The organism is Rossellomorea sp. DA94, from assembly GCF_029834455.1.
Taxonomy (GTDB): domain Bacteria; phylum Bacillota; class Bacilli; order Bacillales; family Bacillaceae_B; genus Rossellomorea; species Rossellomorea vietnamensis.
Genome location: NZ_CP122397.1, coordinates 4,294,948 through 4,316,519, shown reverse-complemented (window position 1 = coordinate 4,316,519; position 21,572 = coordinate 4,294,948). Strand labels below are relative to the sequence as shown.

Annotated in this window: 14 protein-coding genes; 10 read left to right on the top strand and 4 right to left on the bottom strand. The window is 44.1% G+C overall.

All coding sequences use genetic code 11. From position 1 onward, the window contains the following. The first annotated feature begins 1 nt into the window (after window position 1). From P8596_RS22270 to P8596_RS22240, 7 genes are all read left to right on the top strand, one after another. Window positions 2-895 carry a carbohydrate ABC transporter permease gene (locus tag P8596_RS22270; RefSeq protein ID WP_224521756.1) on the top strand — a complete coding sequence of 298 codons (894 nt, stop codon included), beginning with the start codon at window positions 2-4 and terminating at the stop codon, window positions 893-895. After that, entirely contained in the window at window positions 895-3,435 is a 2,541-nt protein-coding gene (locus P8596_RS22265; RefSeq protein ID WP_279725204.1) for an alpha-mannosidase, read from the top strand. Before P8596_RS22270 ends, P8596_RS22265 begins: the two co-directional genes overlap by 1 nt. Further along, window positions 3,428-4,948, top strand: coding sequence for a DUF4127 family protein (locus P8596_RS22260; protein WP_279725203.1), 1,521 nt, complete (start codon window positions 3,428-3,430; stop codon window positions 4,946-4,948). Before P8596_RS22265 ends, P8596_RS22260 begins: the two co-directional genes overlap by 8 nt. Next, window positions 4,945-5,829 carry an ROK family protein gene (locus tag P8596_RS22255; RefSeq protein ID WP_279725201.1) on the top strand — a complete coding sequence of 295 codons (885 nt, stop codon included), beginning with the start codon at window positions 4,945-4,947 and terminating at the stop codon, window positions 5,827-5,829. The genes P8596_RS22260 and P8596_RS22255 overlap by 4 nt, the downstream gene beginning before the upstream one ends. 26 nt (window positions 5,830-5,855) lie before the next feature. Further along, a complete protein-coding gene (locus tag P8596_RS22250; protein ID WP_279725199.1) occupies window positions 5,856-7,415 on the top strand; it encodes an FAD-dependent oxidoreductase in 1,560 nt (519 codons plus the stop codon). Window positions 7,416-7,627: 212 nt separating this feature from the next. Next, window positions 7,628-9,988 carry a glycoside hydrolase family 10-like protein gene (locus P8596_RS22245; protein WP_279725198.1) on the top strand — a complete coding sequence of 787 codons (2,361 nt, stop codon included), beginning with the start codon at window positions 7,628-7,630 and terminating at the stop codon, window positions 9,986-9,988. An 839-nt stretch (window positions 9,989-10,827) separates the two neighbouring features. Next, window positions 10,828-11,289 carry a hypothetical protein gene (locus tag P8596_RS22240; RefSeq protein WP_279725197.1) on the top strand — a complete coding sequence of 154 codons (462 nt, stop codon included), beginning with the start codon at window positions 10,828-10,830 and terminating at the stop codon, window positions 11,287-11,289. A 143-nt stretch (window positions 11,290-11,432) separates the two neighbouring features. Here the strand turns inward: P8596_RS22240 and P8596_RS22235 are convergent, their stop codons facing one another. After that, window positions 11,433-12,917 (bottom strand): glycosyltransferase family protein, encoded by a 1,485-nt coding sequence (locus tag P8596_RS22235; RefSeq protein WP_279725195.1) that lies wholly within the window; start codon window positions 12,915-12,917, stop codon window positions 11,433-11,435. 332 nt (window positions 12,918-13,249) lie between these two features. Between P8596_RS22235 and P8596_RS22230 the strand changes: the two genes are divergently transcribed. Continuing rightward, window positions 13,250-13,621: a GtrA family protein gene (locus P8596_RS22230; protein WP_279725194.1), complete on the top strand. Its 372-nt coding sequence runs from the start codon at window positions 13,250-13,252 to the stop codon at window positions 13,619-13,621. Between the two features lie 33 nt (window positions 13,622-13,654). After that, the gene (locus P8596_RS22225; RefSeq protein WP_279725192.1) at window positions 13,655-14,620 is read left to right on the top strand and encodes a glycosyltransferase family 2 protein; all 966 of its coding nucleotides are present in this window, start codon (window positions 13,655-13,657) and stop codon (window positions 14,618-14,620) included. A gap of 90 nt (window positions 14,621-14,710) precedes the next feature. Here P8596_RS22225 and P8596_RS22220 read toward each other — a convergent pair whose 3' ends face one another. The 3 genes from P8596_RS22220 to P8596_RS22210 form a co-directional block, all read right to left on the bottom strand. Continuing rightward, window positions 14,711-16,885, bottom strand: coding sequence for a N,N-dimethylformamidase beta subunit family domain-containing protein (locus P8596_RS22220; protein ID WP_279725191.1), 2,175 nt, complete (start codon window positions 16,883-16,885; stop codon window positions 14,711-14,713). Window positions 16,886-17,092: 207 nt separating this feature from the next. Further along, the gene (locus P8596_RS22215) at window positions 17,093-18,160 is read right to left on the bottom strand and encodes an acyltransferase (protein ID WP_279725189.1); all 1,068 of its coding nucleotides are present in this window, start codon (window positions 18,158-18,160) and stop codon (window positions 17,093-17,095) included. A gap of 1,013 nt (window positions 18,161-19,173) precedes the next feature. After that, window positions 19,174-20,103, bottom strand: a complete 930-nt coding sequence (locus tag P8596_RS22210) for an LCP family glycopolymer transferase (RefSeq protein ID WP_159363005.1) — start codon at window positions 20,101-20,103, stop codon at window positions 19,174-19,176. A 388-nt stretch (window positions 20,104-20,491) separates the two neighbouring features. Here P8596_RS22210 and P8596_RS22205 point away from each other — a divergent pair, with 388 nt between their 5' ends. After that, complete coding sequence (locus tag P8596_RS22205) at window positions 20,492-21,529, top strand: glycoside hydrolase family 43 protein (RefSeq protein WP_279725187.1); 1,038 nt, start codon at window positions 20,492-20,494, stop codon at window positions 21,527-21,529. Window positions 21,530-21,572 lie beyond the last annotated feature (43 nt).

Genomic DNA, 21,572 nt, shown 5'->3' with positions numbered 1-21,572 from the left:
CATGAGTTCTCCTTCTCTTGGAACCAGTAACGAACATTCAACCGAACTAACTGTCAAAAAACCGATAAACGTAAAAAAAGTAGGGAAAGTCGTTCTTCAATATAGCACGCTTCTTTTTGTCACACTCATCATGGTCGGTCCCTTCCTATGGCTCCTGGCCACGTCGCTAAAATCGGGCAGCGAGAATATCTTCTCGTACCCGCCTCAGTTCATCCCCGAAAAAATCACATTCGGTAACTACGTGGAAGTGATGGATTTCTTCCCGTTCTGGCGTTACCTGTTTAATAGTGTGGTCGTATCCGTCGTGACGGTGATCTTGAATATCGTCTTCTGTTCACTCGCGGCCTACCCGCTTGCCCGCATGAACTTCCGCGGGAAAAATATCGTCTTCGTCCTCATTCTCAGTACGATGATGGTACCGTTTCAGCTCCTGATGATCCCGATTTACTTATTGGCATTGGACTTAGGGCTGCAAAACACCTATGCAGGATTGATCCTGCCCCACGCCACCACGGCTTTCGGGATTTTCCTGATGCGTCAGGCCTTCCTTACGATCCCGTATGAGCTCGATGAATCAGCCCGTATGGATGGAGCCAATGCGTTTCAAATTTGGTGGCGGGTCCTCATGCCACTCGTTAAACCATCACTCGTCACACTGGCCATTTTCACGTTCATGATGGCATGGGGAGATTTCCTCTGGCCGCTCATCATCTTAAACGACACAAGTATGTACACACTGCCACTCGGCGTTAACACCCTCGCCGGTTCGTTCTCGGCTAACTGGCGCTACATCGCAGCAGGATCGATCATCTCGATTCTTCCGATCATCATCATCTTCTCCATCCTGCAGCGCCACTTCATCGCAGGAGCCATGAAAGGGGCGGTGAAAGGATAATGAGCAAGAAAATGACGTGTCATATCGTCTTCCAGACCCATTGGGACAGGGAGTGGTACTTACCGTTTGAAGTATTCCGCCACCGGCTCGTCCAGGTGATGGACCGGATTGTGTCAGGTCTTGAAAAGGGAGAGTTGGAGCAATTTGTCCTCGATGGCCAGATGGCTGCCCTGGAGGATTACTTTGATGTTTGCGAAGAGAACATGAAGGAAAAAGTCCTTCATTTCATAGAAGAAAAGAAAATTATCATCGGTCCTTGGTATGTGCTGGCCGATGAGTTTCTTGTGAGCGGGGAATCCCTGATCCGGAATATGGAGATGGGTTTGAAGAGTGCCGGTCGATATGGGGAGTCCCAGAAGGTCGGGTACTTACCGGATACGTTCGGTCATGTGAGTCAGATGCCTCAGCTGTTAAAAGGATTTGGGATTGATAACGCCATTTTGTGGCGGGGAATCAAGCCCGAAACGTCTGAGTTTCATTGGGAAGCACCGAACGGGTCCAGCGTGTTCACGGCCTTTTTACCAGAGGGGTATTACCAGCCTCTTATGAATGAGGACCATCCAGAAGAGGATTTGACGTCCTATGTGGAGAAGGTCGCGCCTTATGCGACAACGTCTCAGCTGTTGTTGACGAATGGCGGGGATCATCTGATGCCGAAGCACGGAAATCTCGTGAAGCAGATCAATGAGCTTCAAGGCGAAGTGGAGTTTGTGTCCAGCACCTATGAGGGGTTTCTGAAGAGCGTTCAGGCTGAAATCCCGGCTGACTTGCCTGTGTTTGTCGGGGAAATGAGAAGCAATGATCATATTTATGTTCTTCCGAATGTCCTGTCGGCAAGAAGCTATCTCAAGGTTCAAAATCAGGAGATGGAGGATGAACTGACGGGCTATACAGAACCACTTGCGACACTTGCCGGGCAAGAGAAATATCCTCATCGATACTTGGAGGGATCCTGGAAGCTTCTACTCTTGAATCATCCGCACGACAGTATTTGTGGCTGCAGCATTGATGAGGTCCATAAGGAAATGGAGACGAGGACGATGATGCTCCGGCAGAGGCTTTCGTCCATACAGAAGGGGTCGCTCACTCATCTCGGCGTTCAGGATCCGATGTTTTCAGGAGCAGGACGGAGAAAGCCGTTTGAGGATAACAGCGTGTTTACGGTCTTCAATCCTCATCCAAGGCCGTTCACCGGCTGGGTGTCGGGGGAGATTTGGCTGGAGGAAGAAAGGTTGTTCCGTTTACAGGACGAGAACGGGAAGCTTCATACCCCTTTGATCAAGAATAAGCGGAGAGGCCGACATTTTGATTCTCCTCTGGACGCGTTCCCGGATTTTAAAGAGGGGACTTTTTATGAGCTGGAATTTTATGTGGAGGATCTTTCTGCGACTTCACTCTCTACTTTTGCAGTCGTGGAGGGAAGCTATGAAGAAATACGTGAGTCTCAAGACAGCGTGATTGAAAACGAATATTATTCTATCGAACTGGACGAGGATGGAACCCTTTCACTACTTGAAAAAGAAACGGGCAAGCGTCATCAGGGGTTGCAGCGGTTCTACAGCACCCTGGACGCAGGCGACGAGTATAACTACTCCCCGCCTGTGAACGATGTGAAGACGGTGGCAGTGCTTGCCGGGGAAGGAAAGACCCGGAAAGCGTCAGGCGTTCAAGAGTTATCGTATGGTCTGAAGCTTCTCACACCGTCAGGGTTGAACAATGATCGAACCGGTCCTTCAGAAGAAACGGTTATAACGTCTGTAGAGATCACTCTTACGGTGAAAGAAAAAGATCGGAAAATCGATATTTCGTATGTGATAGACAATCACTCGAAGGATCAGCGGCTCCGCGTTCAGTATCCGTTGGGAGCGTCCGTTGATCACACGTATAGTGATACGGCGTTTGATGTGGTGAAGCGGGAAGTGAAGAAGGATGAAGCGTTTGATGCAGCGAAACAAAAGGAAGTGCCGGTTGTCGTCGAGCCTTCTCTATCATTTGTACGTTCGGATAGCGGATTCACTTTTTACCATCGAGGGTTGCAGGAGTACCAGATTACCAGAATGGAAGAAGAAGATTCCCTTGATGTGGCGCTGATCAGGAGCGTCGGCTGGCTGTCCCGTGATGATTTACGGACGCGTGGTGGGGGAGCGGGACCAAATATGGAAACGCCGGATGCTCAGTGTATTGGCACGTATACCTTCCGTGCGGCATTTGAATTCCATCCCCATAAGGGTATTGGTCACGTGGCCACGGAAGCACACTTATTCCGTGTTCCCCCAAGGATCTATCCGGGTGAAGCGAAGGGAATCGGCCGTTTAGTAGAAATCGATAGTGAAAACGTACAGTGGAGTTCACTTAGAAGAGTAGCAGATGGAGTGGAGCTGCGTGTATGGAACCCGACCGATCAAGATCAGATGTTTAGTTTAACCCCACGTGGAGAGCGAGTGAACTTTCTGCGTGAACCTGTCCTCAATGACAGGGATACATTGAAACCGAAGGAAATCGCTACTTATCTCATAAAAGGAGGAAACAAGCATGAATAGAAAGATTGCCCTCCTGCCTGTGGATGGGAGACCGGTGACAAGGGAGCTTCCCAAGCAGATTGCCTCGATTGGCAATTGGGAAGTGCTGCTTCCGCCTAAAGACCTCCTCGGCTTTTTGAAAAAACCGGGAGATATCGAGGGTTTGGAAAAGTGGATTTGGGAAGTGGCACCTGATGTGGATGGATTTGTTCTTTCCGTCGACATGCTGGGATATGGAGGACTGGTTCCTTCCCGGGTTTGCACCGATGGAGAGGAAACCATTCAACAGCGTATCGGAATCCTCCGCGGATTAAAAGAAAAGTACCCCAATAAAGCCCTGATGGCGTTCAGTTCCACCATGCGAATCTCCAATAACTACGTCAATGAGGAAGAAAAGGAATACTGGAGTGACTATGGAGTCGAGCTTTGGGAATATTCCTTCCACATCCATCGGTTTGAGAAAACGGGGTGTGAGGAATCCAATCGAAAGGTACAGGATCTCAGGAATCGGATTCCTTCAGAGGTTTTGGAAGACTATTTATCAACGAGACTGAAAAACTATCGTGTGAACGTTTCCCTGTTAGGTATGGTGGAAGATCGAACCCTTGATGTACTGGTATTCCCACAGGATGATACGTCCGAATATGGGCTGAATATCGGGGAGCAGGAAGACCTTTCAAGGAAGGTATTTGAACGAGAGTTATTTCAGCGTGTATTCATTTATCCGGGAGCGGATGAGGTCGCCAATACCCTTGTAGTGAAGATGATCTATCAGCTTGAAAACGTCCCATTCCCTACATTTTTCCCGATCTACAGTGGTGAAACCGGTGCGTTATCGACAGCCATGTATGAAGACCGGCCGATTTGCGAATCGGTGAAGGGGCAGATCTTTGCCTTTGGAGGGTACACAGTCAGCTCTCCAGGAGAAGCGGATATTGTATTTGCGGTCAATGTACCGGGGAAACGTCAGGGAGATCTGGCCCTGCAAAAATACCTGGGGGAAGTCGACACCCCTCATCGGAATATCGGGGAGTGGATCAAGCGCATCTCCCATTATCTGCGTCAGAATAAGCTTGTAGCGGTGGCGGATACGGCCTATGCCAACGGAGTAGATGAGCGTATGCTGCCGCAGTTACTTTCTGAGGTCAAGGTGAATGAGCTTGCCGGATTTGCAGGCTGGAATACAGCGGGCAATACGCTCGGAACGGTCGTGGCACAGGCGGCGATGGTTCATCTTCAGAAGCAGAAGCCTTCCCTTCCTGAAACGGGGGTAAAGGAAAGGCTGCAGGCTGAAATCACCCTCAGATTATTGGATGATTATGTGTATCAGTCGATTGTTCGTAAAGAGGTGCGGGCTGTAGTGGATGAGTCCGCTGTCAGCCGGGAAGAGCTGTTGAACAGGGTGACAGAAATGTTCCGCAGGGAGGCTTCTGACTTCCTGGAACGATACCAGCTCCATTTTTCATTGGAGGACATTTACCTGCCTTGGGACAGGACGTTCGAAATCGGGATAGGCAGGGGTGTGGAATCATGACCTTACGTATCGGGGTGGACTTGGGCGGAACGAATATGCGTGCTGCGCTCCTTGATGACAAAGGCAGGATCCTGAAAGAAGCCAAAGAGAAGACGGAGGCTCATGCAGGGCCGGTGAAGGTCATCGCCAACTTGATTTCACTCATTGAAAAGGTGAAAGGGAAAGAGGAAGTGCTCGGCATCGGGATCGGTTGTCCCGGTCCCCTGGATGCGAGATCCGGCACGATCCTTTCTCCACCTAACTTACCTGGCTGGGACCGGATCCCATTGGCTGCGATTGTCGAGGAGCATTTTGAATTGCCTGTGAAGGTGGATAATGACGCGAACGTGGCGGCGGTTGCTGAAGCAAGGCTTGGAGCGGGCGCCGGCTATGATAGTGTTTATTATCTGACGGTAAGCACGGGTGTCGGTGGTGGATTTGTCATTAACGGGAAGGTGTTTCAAGGGGCCAACGGATATGCCGGAGAGGTCGGTAATATGATTGTCGAGCCGAATGGACGAAAGCATCCTTCATTAAATCCAGGTGCCCTTGAAAGTTTGGCAAGCGGAACGGCGATCGGGGCAGCCGGAGAATTAAAAGGGATCCCCGGTGGGTCCGAAGCCGTGTTCACCGAAGCGCGTATGGGAAATGAAGCGGCTCAGTTCATTATTGATGAAGCCGTGGGTTATCTGGCCATGGCGATCGCCAATCTCACCCATGCCATCAATCCAGCCGTCTTCGTAATGGGCGGGGGAGTGATGAGTGCCGAAGAGCAGATTCTCCATCCATTAAGGGGAAAAGTGAAAGAGTATGTATATCCGGAATTGAAAGAACTCGTCAAGATTGTCCCTGCCAAGCTTGGTTCCAACTCAGGGGTGATCGGGGCAGGATTCATCGTTTAGTTTTTTATGAGACAGGGGTGAAAGAAATGGATATGTTAAAAGCAGATATCATCATCATCGGTGGCGGGATCGGCGGATGTACGGCTGCACTCGCTGCATCCAAACGAGGCAAAAAAGTGATTCTGACAGAGGAGACGGATTGGATCGGAGGGCAGCTGACAAGCCAGGCGGTCCCGCCGGATGAGCACCAGTGGATCGAGCAGTTTGGCTGCACCGGGACGTACCGTGAGTTCAGGAACCGGGTGCGGGAGTACTACCGTCGCCACTATCCTCTTAAGGAAGTAGCAAGGCGGGATGAGCGGCTGAATCCGGGAAAGGGATGGGTCAGCAGGCTATGCCATGAACCGAAAGTGGCCCTTGCCGTGCTTCAGGAAATGCTGATTCCATTTACGAGCAGCGGGAGGTTATCAATTCTTACTGATTATAAAGTGACCGGTGCGGAAGTGGATGGAGACGATGTTCGATCTGTCACCGTTCAGCATAGGGACGGACCTGTCAAAGTCCTCCAGGGTCAGTATTTTCTGGATGCGACGGAGACAGGGGAGCTTTTACCGTTGGCCGGAGTGGAGTACGTCACTGGGGCAGAAGCCAAAAAAGATACAGGCGAGCTGCATGCGCCGGAAGAAGCCAGGCCGCAGGATATGCAGTCCTTCACGTATGTGTTCGCAGTAGACTATGTAGAGGACGGAAATTTTGTCATCGAAAAGCCGGAGCAGTATGAGTTCTGGAAAGAATATCGTGCTCCGTTTTTACAGCATCAGCAGTTAAGCTGGTTCGCCCCTGATGCCCATTCGGGTGGTTCGAAGGAATTTGCGATGTTTCATCATGAAGATCTGTGGGGACTGTGGGATTACCGACGGATTGTGGACCCTAGCCTCTTTATTGAGGGAACCTATGAAGGGGATATCTCCCTCATCAACTGGCCGCAGAACGATTATTGGAGCGGTTCGATCATCGATGTCAGTGATGAAGACCGTAAAAAGCATATCCATGAGTCGAAGCAACTGAGTCTTTCCCTGCTGTATTGGCTGCAGACCGAAGCACAGAGGCCGGATGGGGGCAAAGGGTACCCTGGACTGCGGTTGCGGGGAGATATTCTCGGGACGGAGGATGGTCTCGCCAAATATCCTTATATCCGTGAATCGAGAAGAATCAAAGCCGTGTCGACGGTCGTCGAAGAAGACATCAATGCCAATACGAGGGAAGGCATCAAACAGGTGGACGATTCTGTGGGAATCGGCTGTTACCGGATCGATTTGCATCCGACGACGGAGACGAATACATTTTTTTATGCAGAGAGCTTTCCGTTTGAGATTCCATTGGGGGCTTTGTTGCCGGTTCGGGTGAACAATGTGCTTCCTGCGTGTAAGAATATCGGGTCTACCCATATTACGAACGGCTGCTTCCGGGTGCATCCGGTGGAATGGAATATCGGGGAGTCGGCAGGCAATCTTGCGGCTTTTGCCATGGAGAAAGGCGTCCTGCCACGTGAAGTGAGGGAGGATCAAGCGTTGTTGCGGGAGTTTCAGGCACTGTTGGTGGAAGAAGGGATTGAATTGAAGTGGCCTGAGGTCGGAGCGATTTAGGGGAGGATCCCTTTTTGTAGGGGGGTCTTTCCGAATGTTTTATAAGTCAAAAGGTCTAGTAAAAGACGTTCGATTTGTCTAAAAATGAAGAATTTATCCATCTTAATATTTTATTATGAAGAAGTATTCCTTTTATTCTGAAAATTATGATAGAATGAAACTGCCACATCATGATAGCGCATACATATAAAACGATTATATGGAGGTACTCTATGAAAAAGTGGTTAATCGGAAAGAAAATGACAATGTCAGCCATGGCCCTCGCACTGACAATCCCGGCCCTTCAAGCCCCGGCACTCACAGCGGAAGCGGACGAAGGAGAAGCGACGAAGGTTGTGGATGAGGACGGAATCAGCATCATCGTCAATGCAGAAAATGATCGTAACAATACGAATAAGCTTGTCGTGTTTGATCCGACGTTCAGTTATTTTACCGAAACAAACGGATCCTCGTATGAAGTGGTTCTCAAGAAAGATGAGGGGAACCAATATTCTGTTGTTTCATCAGGGCAGGGAGACAGTGCCATACCTGAAGATGGAATCGTCCTGTCAACGGGACCGCAAACGACAGATGAAATCATGCGTTTCTTGAAGAGCCTGGAAAAGGGAGAGACCGTTTCGATCGATGAACCGGTTGAAAGGACCTATGCCAATACGTTAGACGATATCGATCCTACCGATGAATCAAACCCTGAAGGAGCACCGTTTCCAGGGAACCGCGGAGCGAACCAGTTACTCCTTTACACACCGGCTTTTGGTTCAAGCACCGGAACAAATCCATATGGATATGAAATTACCGTTACCGATGGAGTCGTCACGAAAATCGGCGGAGGGGATAGTAGCATCCCGTCCAACGGATTTGTCGTAAGCGGACACGGAACCGAAGCGGAATATCTGAAAAAAGCAGAGATTGGGATGAAAGTAGAGTATGACGCGGACGGCAAAATCGAATTGATCCGCGACGCATCCACCTATATTTTTAAAAGTGAACAAACCTTGCAGGAAGCGAAGCAAAGCATCGCTCATGCTGAGGAAAACTATATTGATGCAGAGTTTAAGAAAGCACATGCTTCAGTAAAGGAAGCTGAAAAGCTTTTGAAAAAAGCAGGAGACATCCAGGGTGAAGATCCTCAAAAGGCATTGGAATATACGGAAGAAGCGACGCAGGCCGCCTACGACGCGTACTATTATTCCCTTCCTTCTGAAGTAGGGGAGCAGCGAGCCATCTGGTATCGACCTGAAGAGAAGGATCTGGATGATGTCATCACGACGCTGGACCGGATGGAAGAAGCAGGCTTCAACTCTCTTTATCTCGAAACCACTTTCTGGGGGTACACGATCTTCCCGAGTGACACGATGGAAGCCTACGGTCTGCCAAAGCAGCACCCGAACTTCGCCAATCAGGACTATGGGAAATACGGTTCGGATATCCTGAAAGCCTTTATCGAAGAAGGGAAGAAGCGGGGGATCACGATTCAATCCTGGACGGATGGTTTCATGATCGGCCACAGCAGCCTTGGCCTGCCATCACAGTTCAAAAAGTACCCGGAATGGAGCGCGGTACAGCGTAATGATGAGCCGGGCACACCGGGAAGTGATTCCAGCAGCAACTATTACTGGCTGGACATTGCAAACCCTGACGTCCAAGACTTTATGCTGGATATCTATAAAGAACAGCAAGAGGACTATAAGATCACAGGTGTAAATATCGACTATATGCGTTATCCGCACCATCCGTTTGATAAGAGCTATGGTTTCAGTGCTTCGAATCGTGAACGTTTCGAAACGGAATTCGGAGTCGATCCAAAGGATTTAGAAGAGTCCGATGCGTTATGGGAAGAGTGGGAGAATTGGCTGCGTGAACAGGAAAACACGTTTGTCGATCAGCTCCATGTGCAGAGTAAAGACATCAACCCTGCCTTTATGGTCACGGCGACTCCTGAACCGGGGGCAGAGGCTGTCCTGATCAGCGACTGGGTAGAGGACATCGATGGCGTCATCCCACAGGCGTACGGACATGATTTCAACAGCATCCAATCCACGGTCATCGCCAGCAAAAAGCTGACCCCGCCTTCGATGATGTATTATACTGGAATCTATTCGTTCTATCATCATTTGGGTGAAAAAGCGGCCGTCAATGACGTGTTGGCAGCCGGTCACGGAACATCCGGCGTGAACATGTTCGCCTTCGGTCAGGCCAGTGCCCCGTCTGTGGACGCATTGGGGAAAGGGCCGTGGAGAAATGCGGCTGTGAATCCCGGGGAAGACCCGAAAGCGGCAGTCCAGGCTACCGTTAAGCAATTGAAGGAACAGACGGTGTCCATTTATATTCCTAAGGGAGCGGTTAACAAAGAAGAAGGTAAAGAGCTTGAGAATAACCTTCGTAAATGGGAGAAGATGATGGAGAGACCGGATCAGTCTCTTACGAAAGAGAAGATAGCGGAAGAGTATGAGAAGACGGTTGAACTGATCAACTCATTTGAAACACTGAATCCAGTAGTGAAGGATAGAGTAGTGGAGAAGTTGGAGAAGGTGCATAAGTGGCTGAATTACTATTTTGAAAAACAGCAGTAAGTAAAAAGGTTTTGGGAGAGCGCTTCTCCCAAAACCTTTTTTAGTTCGCTGCTATATCACTTTGTTCTTGTCATTTTCAAGGACGGTTATATTGATAATTTTACTACTTTTTTTAGATTTCTTATAAAGCAGGGTTTCAATCCGCCGTGACTTTAAGTAACCCATACAACTCACAATAATCTACAAAAGAGTCCTTATTCTTTAATCTTAAGAATAAAAGCATCACTAGTATGAGATGCTTGTTCTAAGTACCTACTAAAAAATCTAATAGATAATTATACCTATTATTATTAAAGTTTAATGGTATAATAGTAATGTTTAGAAATGAAGGTATTATATTACTATAATGTAAAATGAAGGTTTTATGGGTGAGTTACTGAACAGTGTGTGGAACGGCTCTAGAGAATGACCCGGCTTTTTGTGAAGGGTGTGGAGCGAAGAGAGAAAGAGTTGTAGAAAAGAGAGTATGGTAAAAAGGCGTCCGATGTCGAAGGAGGCAAGGGCAGCATTTTTTCTGGTTGGGATTTTAGTTGCGAGACTCATATGATTTTATCTTCTATTTATAATCCTCTGAAAGATATTAAATCCACGAATGATGCTATGAAGAATCATTGTTAGAAGGTTTTTTGAGGACATAACGTTTGAGTAAGATGCTTTGCTGGATAAGGAACTACACTTTTCTTATGTAAGCGGGATGGATTGGGATGCTATAGAGATCATCTTGTATCCATACCCGAGAGTGAGTGGAGTGTGGTGCAATAGTGAAGGATGCACTGATTGCGGTCCTTTGATGTTAGAGGACTGCATTATTAAAAAATACAGAATGAAGAGGAAAATGTATGAAAAGAATGAAATTGTTTTTGGTTGTGATGGTTTGTGCAGGTGTATTTCTTTACTACATGGGGTATTTTGCGAAACCTGAAGAGCGGGTGAATGCCTTTGTGGATGCCTATAATCACCAGGACATGAACAAAATGTTTGAAATGGTGAAAAATCCGGAAGTCGATAAAATCAAGTCTGCACTGAAGTTCACCGGTTCAATCAGTGAAGCATTCCTTGGAATCAATGTAGCAGAACTGTTAATAGATTTTCTGCCGATATCAGAAGATGTATTGGGTTATAAGGGTTCTCGTATGTATGCAGAAATCACGGGGAGTGAAATGGATATATTGCGAACCGAAGCGACAGTCTATGCTGAAGTAAAAACAGAATCCAATCAAGCCAATGAGATTCAGAACCTTGTGTTCTATTTAAAGAAGGTCGATCGTGCTTGGTACATTACCGACGTGAAGGAAATGTAATAGATATGAAAAACAGGAGTAAATAAAAAGGTTTAGGAGAGCGCTTCTCCCAAAACCTTTTTTAGTTCGCAGCTATGTTTTCTTTCAGCAGTTCTGTCACTTTGTTCTGATCACTTTCAAGAACGGTTATATTGATAATCTTGCTACTTTATTTTAGATTTCTTATAAAGCAGAGTTTCAATCCCTAGTCCCTTTAAGTACCCCATACAACTCACTATAATCAGCAAAGGAGTCAAACTAACCAAATACCTGGACCGCGTCTCCCACATAATAAAGAACAGAAAGAAGCCAATGACAGATAGCATGGAAAAGGTAGTAAAGGAGTCCTTATTCTTTAATCTTAAGAATAAAAGTAACCCTATCAATAGCATGAGATGCTGGATCCTTGCATACCCTTGGATCAAATTTCCTGTCGTGTGTGTGGTCAATTGAGTAAAATGTTCTGGATGGTCTGGTATCCTTCTCAGTTTGTTTAATGAGTAATAGGTTCCGTCTGTCCATGTATGACCGATCTTTTCAATGTTAAATGCGATGTTCCCCTTTATCCCCTTTTCTGAGATCCGGTTTTTAAGCTCTTGATAGTGGATTTGAGAAACGGTTTCTCTTGGATACTTCGTTAATAGCTCCTTCGTCCATACGACATCATCCTCAGCGTACTTACCCAGCTTATTTTTGTTTTGTCCCATCACGATCCAGTGTGTGACCGGCATGCTTTTTTCTTCAACCATTGCCTTATCCAAGATCCCGTAATGATAAATCGCACTGTTAAATAACGATTTAACAACTAATAGTATGAGGAGCGGAATAATAAAATAGAGCTTCTTCCATTTCTTTTGATAGAGAAAAAGAACGATGCCAAAAGCAATCACAAAGATCACAAGTGATCCTTTTAATAGCATCCCGAATGAGAATAGAATGGATGCTGCTGAGACAATAAAAAAATTCCCTCTGAAATCCACGTTCTTATCTACTAAAATATGCAGTGGAAGAAGTAAAAAGATGAGTGAAATCGTATCTGTATAGACGATAGGTGCAAAAAAGATATAAGGAAAGAAAAGGACACTGACTAGTAAACTGACAATCCCAACGGGTGCTCCTGCCACCTTAGTAGCAATTCGATAGATTAAGTATTGGCTTAAGGTAATGACAATGACATTAAATACCTGAAACGTGAGGAGTTCAGGGGTGAAGATATTCCCGATCAGCGCCAATATGCAGGCAAGTAAAATATTATTTGGGTAAAGGGAGAAATACTCACTCATCTCACCGCTCTCCACAAACAACTTAGCACTGTTTACAACCGCCCCGAAGTCCCAGGATGGGGTAACAGATAATTCACGTATAACAACGGTTTGCAGGACCACACTTACTCCTAACAAGGTAATAACAGTTGCGAATGGTGGCAGTTTCTCAATAAGCCTGATTATATGCTTTCTGCATAGGAATATGATTAACGAAAAGGCGATCGCTAGGAATAATGTGATGATATTAAAGTACTGGGGTGTTTCCTGACTAATGGTGCTGTACCCTCTGCTCATAAAGACGTTCAGGCCGACTAGAAATAGTATCAGTGAAAAGAATAGAATGTAAATGAATCTATGTAAAAATTGAAAGAATTGCGCTCCCATGGTGTACCTCCTTGTAAATCATAGAAATCGAGTAGCTATTGGAAAAACTTCAGCCTATAGTAGGTTACCATCTTATGTTAATTTGGTAAATATATCTCCCTGTAAAAGATGAATATATTTCTATTTTGCCTCTTGTTTTGTTTAGATAGAATACTTTTTTACTAGTAATAGCATTGAAATATATTGGAAATTTTGATACCTTTAATCAAGTGCTTTCTATAAATTCCATGCCTGTACTAAAATGGATAAGTATTGTATTAGGGTGGAATTTTATTAGCATGAGTGAGTTTACTAGTTTGCAGCAAGATGCGTAAAGAAAGGAAAAAACAACTATGAAAATGTTCCTCAAATTTGGAACAGTGGGGTTCTTTAACACCTTAATCACTTTAGGGAGTTACACCCTCTTTATTTATATAGGAATAAACTACTTGGTGGCAAATGTACTGGGATACCTCTTAGGGGTCTTAAATAGCTACTATTGGAATAAGAATTGGGTTTTCCAGGATCGAACGGGAAAGGCTGGGGTATTCGTTAAGTTCTTCGCAGTGAATCTGCTGACTCTTGGATTTAACACGCTTGCTTTGTTCATTCTGGTACATCAACTGGGGGTACACCCCGTACTGGCTAATGTATTTGCCGTCGGTTGCGGCTTGGGACTGAATTATATCCTTAATTATAAATGGACATTCAACCAGGCGTCTTAAGCATTACAAGAAATATTCTTATTGGAGGAAAAGATGAAAGAATTAATATCGGTTGTCATCCCAATGTATTATGAAGAAGAAGTCGCGCAGGAGTGTTATGACAGGCTGAAACGTGTCATGCAGGAGAATAAAATACGATATGAATTCATTTTCGTGAATGACGGCAGTACGGATAGGACGTTAGATATTCTCAATGATATCGCGAATCGTGACAGCCAGGCAAAAATAGTGAATTTCGCCCGGAATTTCGGTCATCAAACCGCCGTTACAGCGGGTGTGGATTTTGCTGAAGGAGATGCCATCGTCATTATTGATGCAGATCTTCAGGACCCTCCTGAGGTGATCCCGGATTTGATCGCCAAGTGGAAGGAAGGGTATGAAATTGTTTATGCGAAGCGGAAGAAGCGATCGGGAGAAACGAAATTCAAACTTCTCACCGCAAAGTATTTCTATAAATTCCTTAACTATATGTCAGATATAGATATCCCGAAAGATACAGGGGATTTCAGGATCATTGACCGTAAAGCAGCGGATGTGTTCAAAAGCATGACAGAGCGCAATCGATTTGTCCGGGGGATGTTTTCCTGGGTGGGGTTCAATCAAACCTTCATAGAATATGAACGGGATGAACGGTTTGCTGGAGAGACGAAATACCCGCTGAAGAAAATGATTAAATTTGCTTCAGATGGGATCATTGCTTTTTCGACAAAACCTTTGAAAATCGTCATGACTCTGGGCTTCTTTTCGGTCCTGGTCTCCTTTTTAGTCCTGGTGTATGCCATTGGAATTAAGCTGTTTGGTCAGGGGGTAGAAACGGGATGGGCTTCCATCATGGTGGCCATTACGTTCTTCAGCGGCGTTCAACTTCTCGGTATGGGGATCGTCGGTGAATATATAGCGAGGATCTATGATGAAAGTAAAAACCGGCCGATTTATATAGTGAAAGAGACGGTTAATATGAAAGAGGGATCTCATCATCAGAGAAGAGAGGTCATCTGATACGTAGGACGGAAGAGAAGAGCATTATCTAAATAAAATTCTGTTAAAAAGATGAAAGAGAGTGCAAAAATTGCACTCTCTTTCATCTTTTTATTTATTGAAGTGATTCAATACGTTTTTAACCATTTGAGAAATATCCTTATCCGATTCCAGGGTCCCGGTGAATGTCAGGGAGCCTACAGAGAAGACTCCGCCACCGGATGGTGTATCATAATAAATCATATCGGATCCGCCTAGATTTGGATTTAAGCCTTTAGCAAGTCGAACGAAGTTTTTTGGAGTATAGGGCGTGATTTTATCTGTTTCCCCGCCGGCCGCCCCCCGACCGTTTACGCCGGATTCCCCAACCAGATCTCCGGTTTTCAAGCCCGTATTTTTAAAAATCCAGTGATTGGGTTTTTCCACTTTGTAGGGCTTATAGGTTCCATAACCCAAGTAATTATAAGCAACACCTAAGTACTTTGATTCGGGTCTTCCCAGGTCTCTCCAGAGTCCGCCTTTTTCTTTCGTTAAGGTGTGATATCCTTTATCCTTTCTCACTTCAATTTGATTTCCCTCGACCGCCACTTTCCAGTAAATACTGTTAGCAGAAAGATTAAGTACATTTCCACCCTTTTTCACGAAAGATTCGAATCCATTATACATAGGGGTAGTCCAGTATTCACTGTGCGAGTTTAGGGCGAGAGTTTCATAGTCCTGAAGGATTCCAGGGTTATGATGCAGGTCATACTCAGAGATTACATCATATGTATATCCGTTTTTCTCAAGCCAGGATAGCAAAAATTTTTCTGCGTATGGGAGATGGATGCTGTCCTCATAAGGATTGGTTGCCGTGTTTGGACGTTGGAAATTCAATGTCTGTCCATAGGTTCGACCTGACCCGTCGTCCACTTTATACCCGTAGAAAGAGGCACCTCCCCAAATATTATAAGCTTCCCAAGTAAATGTATTGGCGAGGACGGCAAGTTTTGGTTTTGTGCTGCTTGCATTCTTGATGGTGAACATGATGTAAAACTCTTTGCCGCTGGCATCATACACTCTTGCTCCATACATGCCACTTTTCCAGTTGCCAGGAACTTTAAGCGAATAACTGGTCGACCAATCCGCTCCATTTTTGAATGAGTATTTTCGATAGTTCTGTTTTGTTCCTTTGATTTCAGCATCTGTAAAGACGGCTGTATCTTTTGCTCCGAGTCTTTTGACATCTATGGAAAAGGTGGGTTGAAGAGTATGAACTTTAAACTCGATGGTCTCACCTGGAGAATAGCTTGGTTTAGTCGTATAACCTTCAATGGAATGCTGATTATCAATCACCAAAGCATCAGAATAGGGATTCAGAACTTCTTCCGAAACAGATGCCGGGCCACCTAAGATGAGGTAATTCCGTATGTTCTTTTCTTCTATTATATCCTTCGTATCTTCAGGTAGTCGGTCGGGTCTGGTCAAGAGGATGGGTGTGTTTTCTTTCGCTGCCAGAACGGAACCGGTAAGAGCGTCTGCAAAGGACAAGCCGGTTGCTATATATGCTTTTTCTGATGGGAGACTTTTTTTCCTGATTAAATTGGCTGCTACAGCATAACGGTCGGATCCTCCGATGCGTTCGGGATTTGGCAGCTTCGAAGCCACTTCTTTTCCTACACTTCCTTCACCTCCCATGATGATGGTGGAGCTGAAGGCTTTCTTGTTTAAATAACCTGTAACGGGTGCTGGGATGTCACTTTTTCTCGTAAGAAGAATGGGGTAACCATTTCTTGCAGCGAAGGGTGCCACCGACAGGGCATCTGCGAATGTCATTCCCGTTGCGATAACAGCTTTATCTGTGGACTGAACATAATTTGCGACATTGGCGGATACATCATATCTGTCTTTGCCACCGATTCTATGTATATCTCTAATGCCCATATTTTGTAATTCCGTTACAATATTTTGAGAGATACTTCCGGTTCCCCCGATAATGACCACTTTAGTGGCATGCAGGCGATTGAGTTCGTCTTTTGTCACTCCAGTTAAAGAATTGGCATGCGTAAGTAATATCGGTGCATCTGACTGGTAAGCTAACGGAGTGGCAGACAAGGCATCGGCAAAGGCGAGGAAGTTCACTATGTATACTGTTTGAGAATCTTTCCATCCTTTCTGTGAAACGTTTACCGCTACCTCGAATCTGTCCTTCCCTCCGAGACGCTCAACTTCATTCTCACCGGCGTGCACTTCTGCACTAAACCCGAACACAAATAGTAGTAGTGATACGATTATAATCTTTTTCATTTTTACCCCCTAATATATGTAAAACTGGTAATCTAGTATCTAATAATAGCATACTAATTACTATATATTCCATATAAAGTAATAAACAGGGGTAATATTACTTGAGTTTTTTGAACTATTATAGTTTGGAGAGATATAAAAAAACACGCTTAAGAAGATGCATTTTGCACCTTCTTAAGCGTGTTGTCACTCTTAGGCGTCTATTCTTTATTTAAAATGTTGAAGTGTTTTGATTTTCGGTACGGTCAAAATATATTGATTCCATGGTAATAGCTGTATGATTTTTACCATTAAGATGGTCCCCAGAAGAATGATTAAATAAATTGCAGGAAAATGTATTGTTTTCCAAATCGATGGAGGTGCTATTACCTGAAAACAGTAAAGTACAAAGGGGTGGGACAAATAAATAGCCATGGATAATGTACCGATTTTTGTCATGAACAGGTTTGTCCACTTTAATCTTGTTATGTTGGAACCTACTCCAATGATAAACAAGGTAATAATGGGAATATTAATCATATTGGTCACCCGGTTAGAGGCAATCGAACCCAAGACGGTATATTCCCATACAGCAACTAAAGTGATGAGTATGACGGATACTCCTAATAATAATTTAGATCTTTTTGCGAATGAAGATAAGGGTTCCCAGTAATAGGCTAAGAAACCACCGAATATAAAGAAATAGATCCAATTTGGCAGAAATGCTCGTTGACCCAGGATATCACCCCATATTCCCTCCATTTCACCCAGTGAAAATATCTCAAGAAAATACACATTCACACCTATTGCAACGCCCAATAAGATTGCCCAACTCTTCTTTGAACGAACAAGCTGTAAAAGCGGAAATACTAAATAAAACTGAAAGACAATGGACATAAAGTAAAGGTGGTAAAAAGAATTCCCGAAAGAAAAGTTCACAAGAAATCGTTTCTCTCCTACATCAAAGGGGTTTACACCTTCTGCTACATACATGAAAAGGAGATAAAAGATACTCCAAAACAAAAAAGGTATTCCGATTTTGGTAAAACGACTAGAGACAAACCGACTTAGATTAAATCCTTTAAAACGCGCTTGATAAAATAGAAGGAATCCACTGATAAGAGCAAATATGGGAGTTCCAAACCGGCTGATTTGATTGATGAAATAAGTCAGATCATTAAACTGCTGACCTTGCTGGTAATAGAAAGTCGCTGAAACATGAACAAAAAGTACGAGCAAACATGCAATGGCCCTTAATACATGAATTTCGGATATATGTCCGCGAGAATTACTCATGATGTCACACCCTCAAGATAGATAGATTTAATCTTCTACATCGTAAAGGATGATAGTGGGAAAATCACACGTGTCATCTTTCTTTAAATAAAATGTATCACCAGAATAATAATTCATCCATTTGTTAGAAGAGTTGGTATGATTCTTCACCTGGCCTGCTGGTTTTGTTTTATATGGAAAAGGGAAATGATTATATATCATAATACAGTTCCTCAATTTGTTCCTCTAATGGATAAAAAATCTTAAAATTTTCACCTTTTTTCCGACAACGTTCGCTTAAGACTCTTGTTTATAATAGAAGGACAACATTTGAAACTTCCTGCCACTAAATAAGAATAGGGGTGCTTATTCCATGAAAACCGAAGGAAATTTCATCAAAGGTATGTATTGGGGCACTTTACTAAGTATTCCGCTTTGGGTTTCTTTTTTTGGATGGGTAAAGATTGTGAGGGGATTGTTTATTTAGTATTTTGGATGGAGTCATGAATGATCTGGTAAATGTTCCGGTGCTCCTTTATTTACGTTGTAAGTGTAAAAATACTTCATTGATAGGTTAGTTTAGGATTACTTTATACAATATTTGGGTATTTAATTGTAAGAGTCATCTTATAGGGAACCTTCCAGATGACTATTCAGGATTGTTCAGTAAAATGTTTTATTCTTACGCATAAGTATCTGAATATTCGTTCTTTTTATTCGGGTTAGGCTAAGGTATACCAATTAATCTGTAAAGGGGAGTTTCATTTGCCAATCTATTATATGAAAGAAATTTGGACCCCGTTAAAATTCATTGGAATAAAGTTATACAGGTGTGAAGAAAATCAGTTATATATCAAATTTCTAAATAATCCTCGCAAACGATTGTTCAACTGAGGAAATGGTCTAATCCGTTTGAAATATAAGAACGACATAGGATGCGTTGATTCTCATTCTATGTCGTTCCAGTTATTGTGCTATGAAATTCTTATAGCAGTCAAAAAGGTTCTGGAAGAAGATTCTCCCAAAACCCTTTATTAACTGGCAGCTAAATTCTCTTTCAGCATCTCCGTCACTTTATCTTGCTCATTCTCTGGAACCGTCAGATAGTAGGTTCCTCCGATCTTTCCACCCTGACCTTTGATTTCATATTGTTCAATCGTATTCTTGGCACTTCTGTAATTTTTTTGAATACTCATTATATCATCTAAGGTCATATCTGTTTTAACATTATTGCCAAGGACATCTAGAATATCATCGAATTTACCAACCGAAGAAACGTTAGATGCTTTCCCTATAATCGCAGCGATGACCTGACGCTGACGTTCATTTCGACCAAAGTCTCCTCGGGGATCCAGATGCCTCATCCTTACATATCCCAGTGCTTTGGCTCCGTTCAATTCAATGTCCCCTTCGCGGTAATGATAGCCTTTCTTATAATACCCCTCATCATACCAATCCAAGTCATTATGAACCGTAACTCCATCCATGGCATCAACTAAGGAGCTAAGAGCCTCCATATTTACTTTAATATAATAATCAATTGGGATGTTTGTGAAGTTTTCCACCGTCTCTATGGCCATCTTCGTACCTCCGAAGGCATAGGCATGATTGATTTTATCCGTCGTACCATGACCGATGATTTCGGTTCTCGTATCACGGGGAATACTGATCATCTGCATCTTTTCTTTCTCGGGATTCAAGGTCATGACAATCAGGGCATCCGATCGCCCCTGATCATTTTGACGTTCGTCGACTCCCATCATTAAAATGGAAATAGGCTCAGCCGGCTCATCTTTTTCTTGGGTGATCTTCGGTGTATCCTTTGGTTTATCCCTCTTCACTTCTTCATGCATACTCTCCGCTGTTCCTTTAACAGAGTCGTACATGTAATAGGCATATCCGCCGATGCCCAGGAATAACAGTACGACCACACTTACAACACTTAATATGATTTTTTTCTTCAATTGGATATCCTCACTTTTCAACGTAGATATCACTATTCTACCTAAACTGCTTTATATAGTAAATATTAGGTAGTGTTTTTCTTATTCTGAATAAGGAAATAACATTCTTAAAAGTTGTAAAAATTTGATAGATTTGATTGATAGATTCGTAGGTATTTTCAAATATGCTCGTCGATTCCGTGATAACAATTTTTAAAGGAACTACCATCTCCATAAAAATGAAAAACCAATATATTTTTTTGAAAATTCGTTGACTTTGCTTAGTATCAGGTTTATATTTGTGTTAAGTAAAATTTAGCTAAAATTTTTACTAACTATCTATTATTTTTTTAGTTATGTTTGTAAGCGTATTCAATTTGGGTGTAAATGGCTCTTGGGAGGTGAGTGTTTGAGGGGGAAGCGCCGATTGATACCGATTAGTGCCATTATGGTAGTTGTGGCTGCTTCGCTGGTGTTTTACTTCTTCATGAATCGTGAGAGTGAGACAGTAACCTACAAGAACCCCGTTGGCGGGATGACCAATATTGGGGATCCTTTCATCTTAGAGTCGAATGATACGTATTATATGTATGCAACTTCGGAAGCATCTTACGGTTTCAAAGTTTGGCAATCTGATAATCTTGTGGACTGGGAAGAAAAGGGTATTGCCTATGATCACTATGAGCAGGAAAACAGGTGGGCAACAGGGGATTTCTGGGCACCTGAGGTCATTTCTTACAAGGGAAAGTACTACATGACGTATAGTGCGCGAAATGATGCAGGGTCTCTGCAGATTTCCGTAGCTGTAAGTGATGACCCTTTGGGGCCGTTCGAAGATGAGAGCACTGAAATCATCGGGCAAAGTGGTTCCTATATTGACGGCCATATCTTTATAGAAGATGACGGGACTCCTTATCTTTACTACGTCAAAGATTGCTCGGAAAACATCCTGGACGGAAAACATGTCAGTCAGATCTATGTTCAGCCAATGGATAAAGAGTTGACCAAAGTGACAGGAACGCCGACTCTTTTGCTCGAGCCCGATCAGGATTGGGAAGGCCTTCAGGGGGAATACCAGTGGAATGAAGGACCGTTTGTAGTGAAGGATGATGGGAAGTACTATCTGATGTACTCCGCCAATTACTATGCTAGTGAAGATTATAGTGTGGGATATGCTGTCTCGGATAAACCGACGGGACCGTTTAGGAAAGCAAGTGAAAATCCTGTTCTGTCTAAGGATCTTGATAAAGGTGTCTCGGGGCCGGGGCATAACAGCGTCACGACAGGGCTTGACGGAGAAACACTCTACGCTGTTTACCATATTCATACTCACCCGGAGGTACCGAGTGGGGACAGGCAAATGAGCATAGATAAGATGGAATTCATCGATGGAAAGCTGAAGATTCACGGCCCTTCCATGGACGAGCGGGAGATGGCCGTAGAATAAATAACATTTCAAGCCTATATAGGCAATGAATACTTAGGGGGCT

Coding starts and splice junctions, on each gene's coding strand:
- P8596_RS22235 (WP_279725195.1), bottom strand. CDS start 12,917: ATGGGAGCGCAATTCTTTCAATTTTTACATAGATTCATTTACATTCTA.
- P8596_RS22265 (WP_279725204.1), top strand. CDS start 895: ATGAGCAAGAAAATGACGTGTCATATCGTCTTCCAGACCCATTGGGAC.
- P8596_RS22250 (WP_279725199.1), top strand. CDS start 5,856: ATGGATATGTTAAAAGCAGATATCATCATCATCGGTGGCGGGATCGGC.
- P8596_RS22255 (WP_279725201.1), top strand. CDS start 4,945: ATGACCTTACGTATCGGGGTGGACTTGGGCGGAACGAATATGCGTGCT.
- P8596_RS22230 (WP_279725194.1), top strand. CDS start 13,250: ATGAAAATGTTCCTCAAATTTGGAACAGTGGGGTTCTTTAACACCTTA.
- P8596_RS22220 (WP_279725191.1), bottom strand. CDS start 16,885: ATGAAAAAGATTATAATCGTATCACTACTACTATTTGTGTTCGGGTTT.
- P8596_RS22245 (WP_279725198.1), top strand. CDS start 7,628: ATGAAAAAGTGGTTAATCGGAAAGAAAATGACAATGTCAGCCATGGCC.
- P8596_RS22215 (WP_279725189.1), bottom strand. CDS start 18,160: ATGAGTAATTCTCGCGGACATATATCCGAAATTCATGTATTAAGGGCC.
- P8596_RS22225 (WP_279725192.1), top strand. CDS start 13,655: ATGAAAGAATTAATATCGGTTGTCATCCCAATGTATTATGAAGAAGAA.
- P8596_RS22270 (WP_224521756.1), top strand. CDS start 2: ATGAGTTCTCCTTCTCTTGGAACCAGTAACGAACATTCAACCGAACTA.
- P8596_RS22260 (WP_279725203.1), top strand. CDS start 3,428: ATGAATAGAAAGATTGCCCTCCTGCCTGTGGATGGGAGACCGGTGACA.
- P8596_RS22240 (WP_279725197.1), top strand. CDS start 10,828: ATGAAAAGAATGAAATTGTTTTTGGTTGTGATGGTTTGTGCAGGTGTA.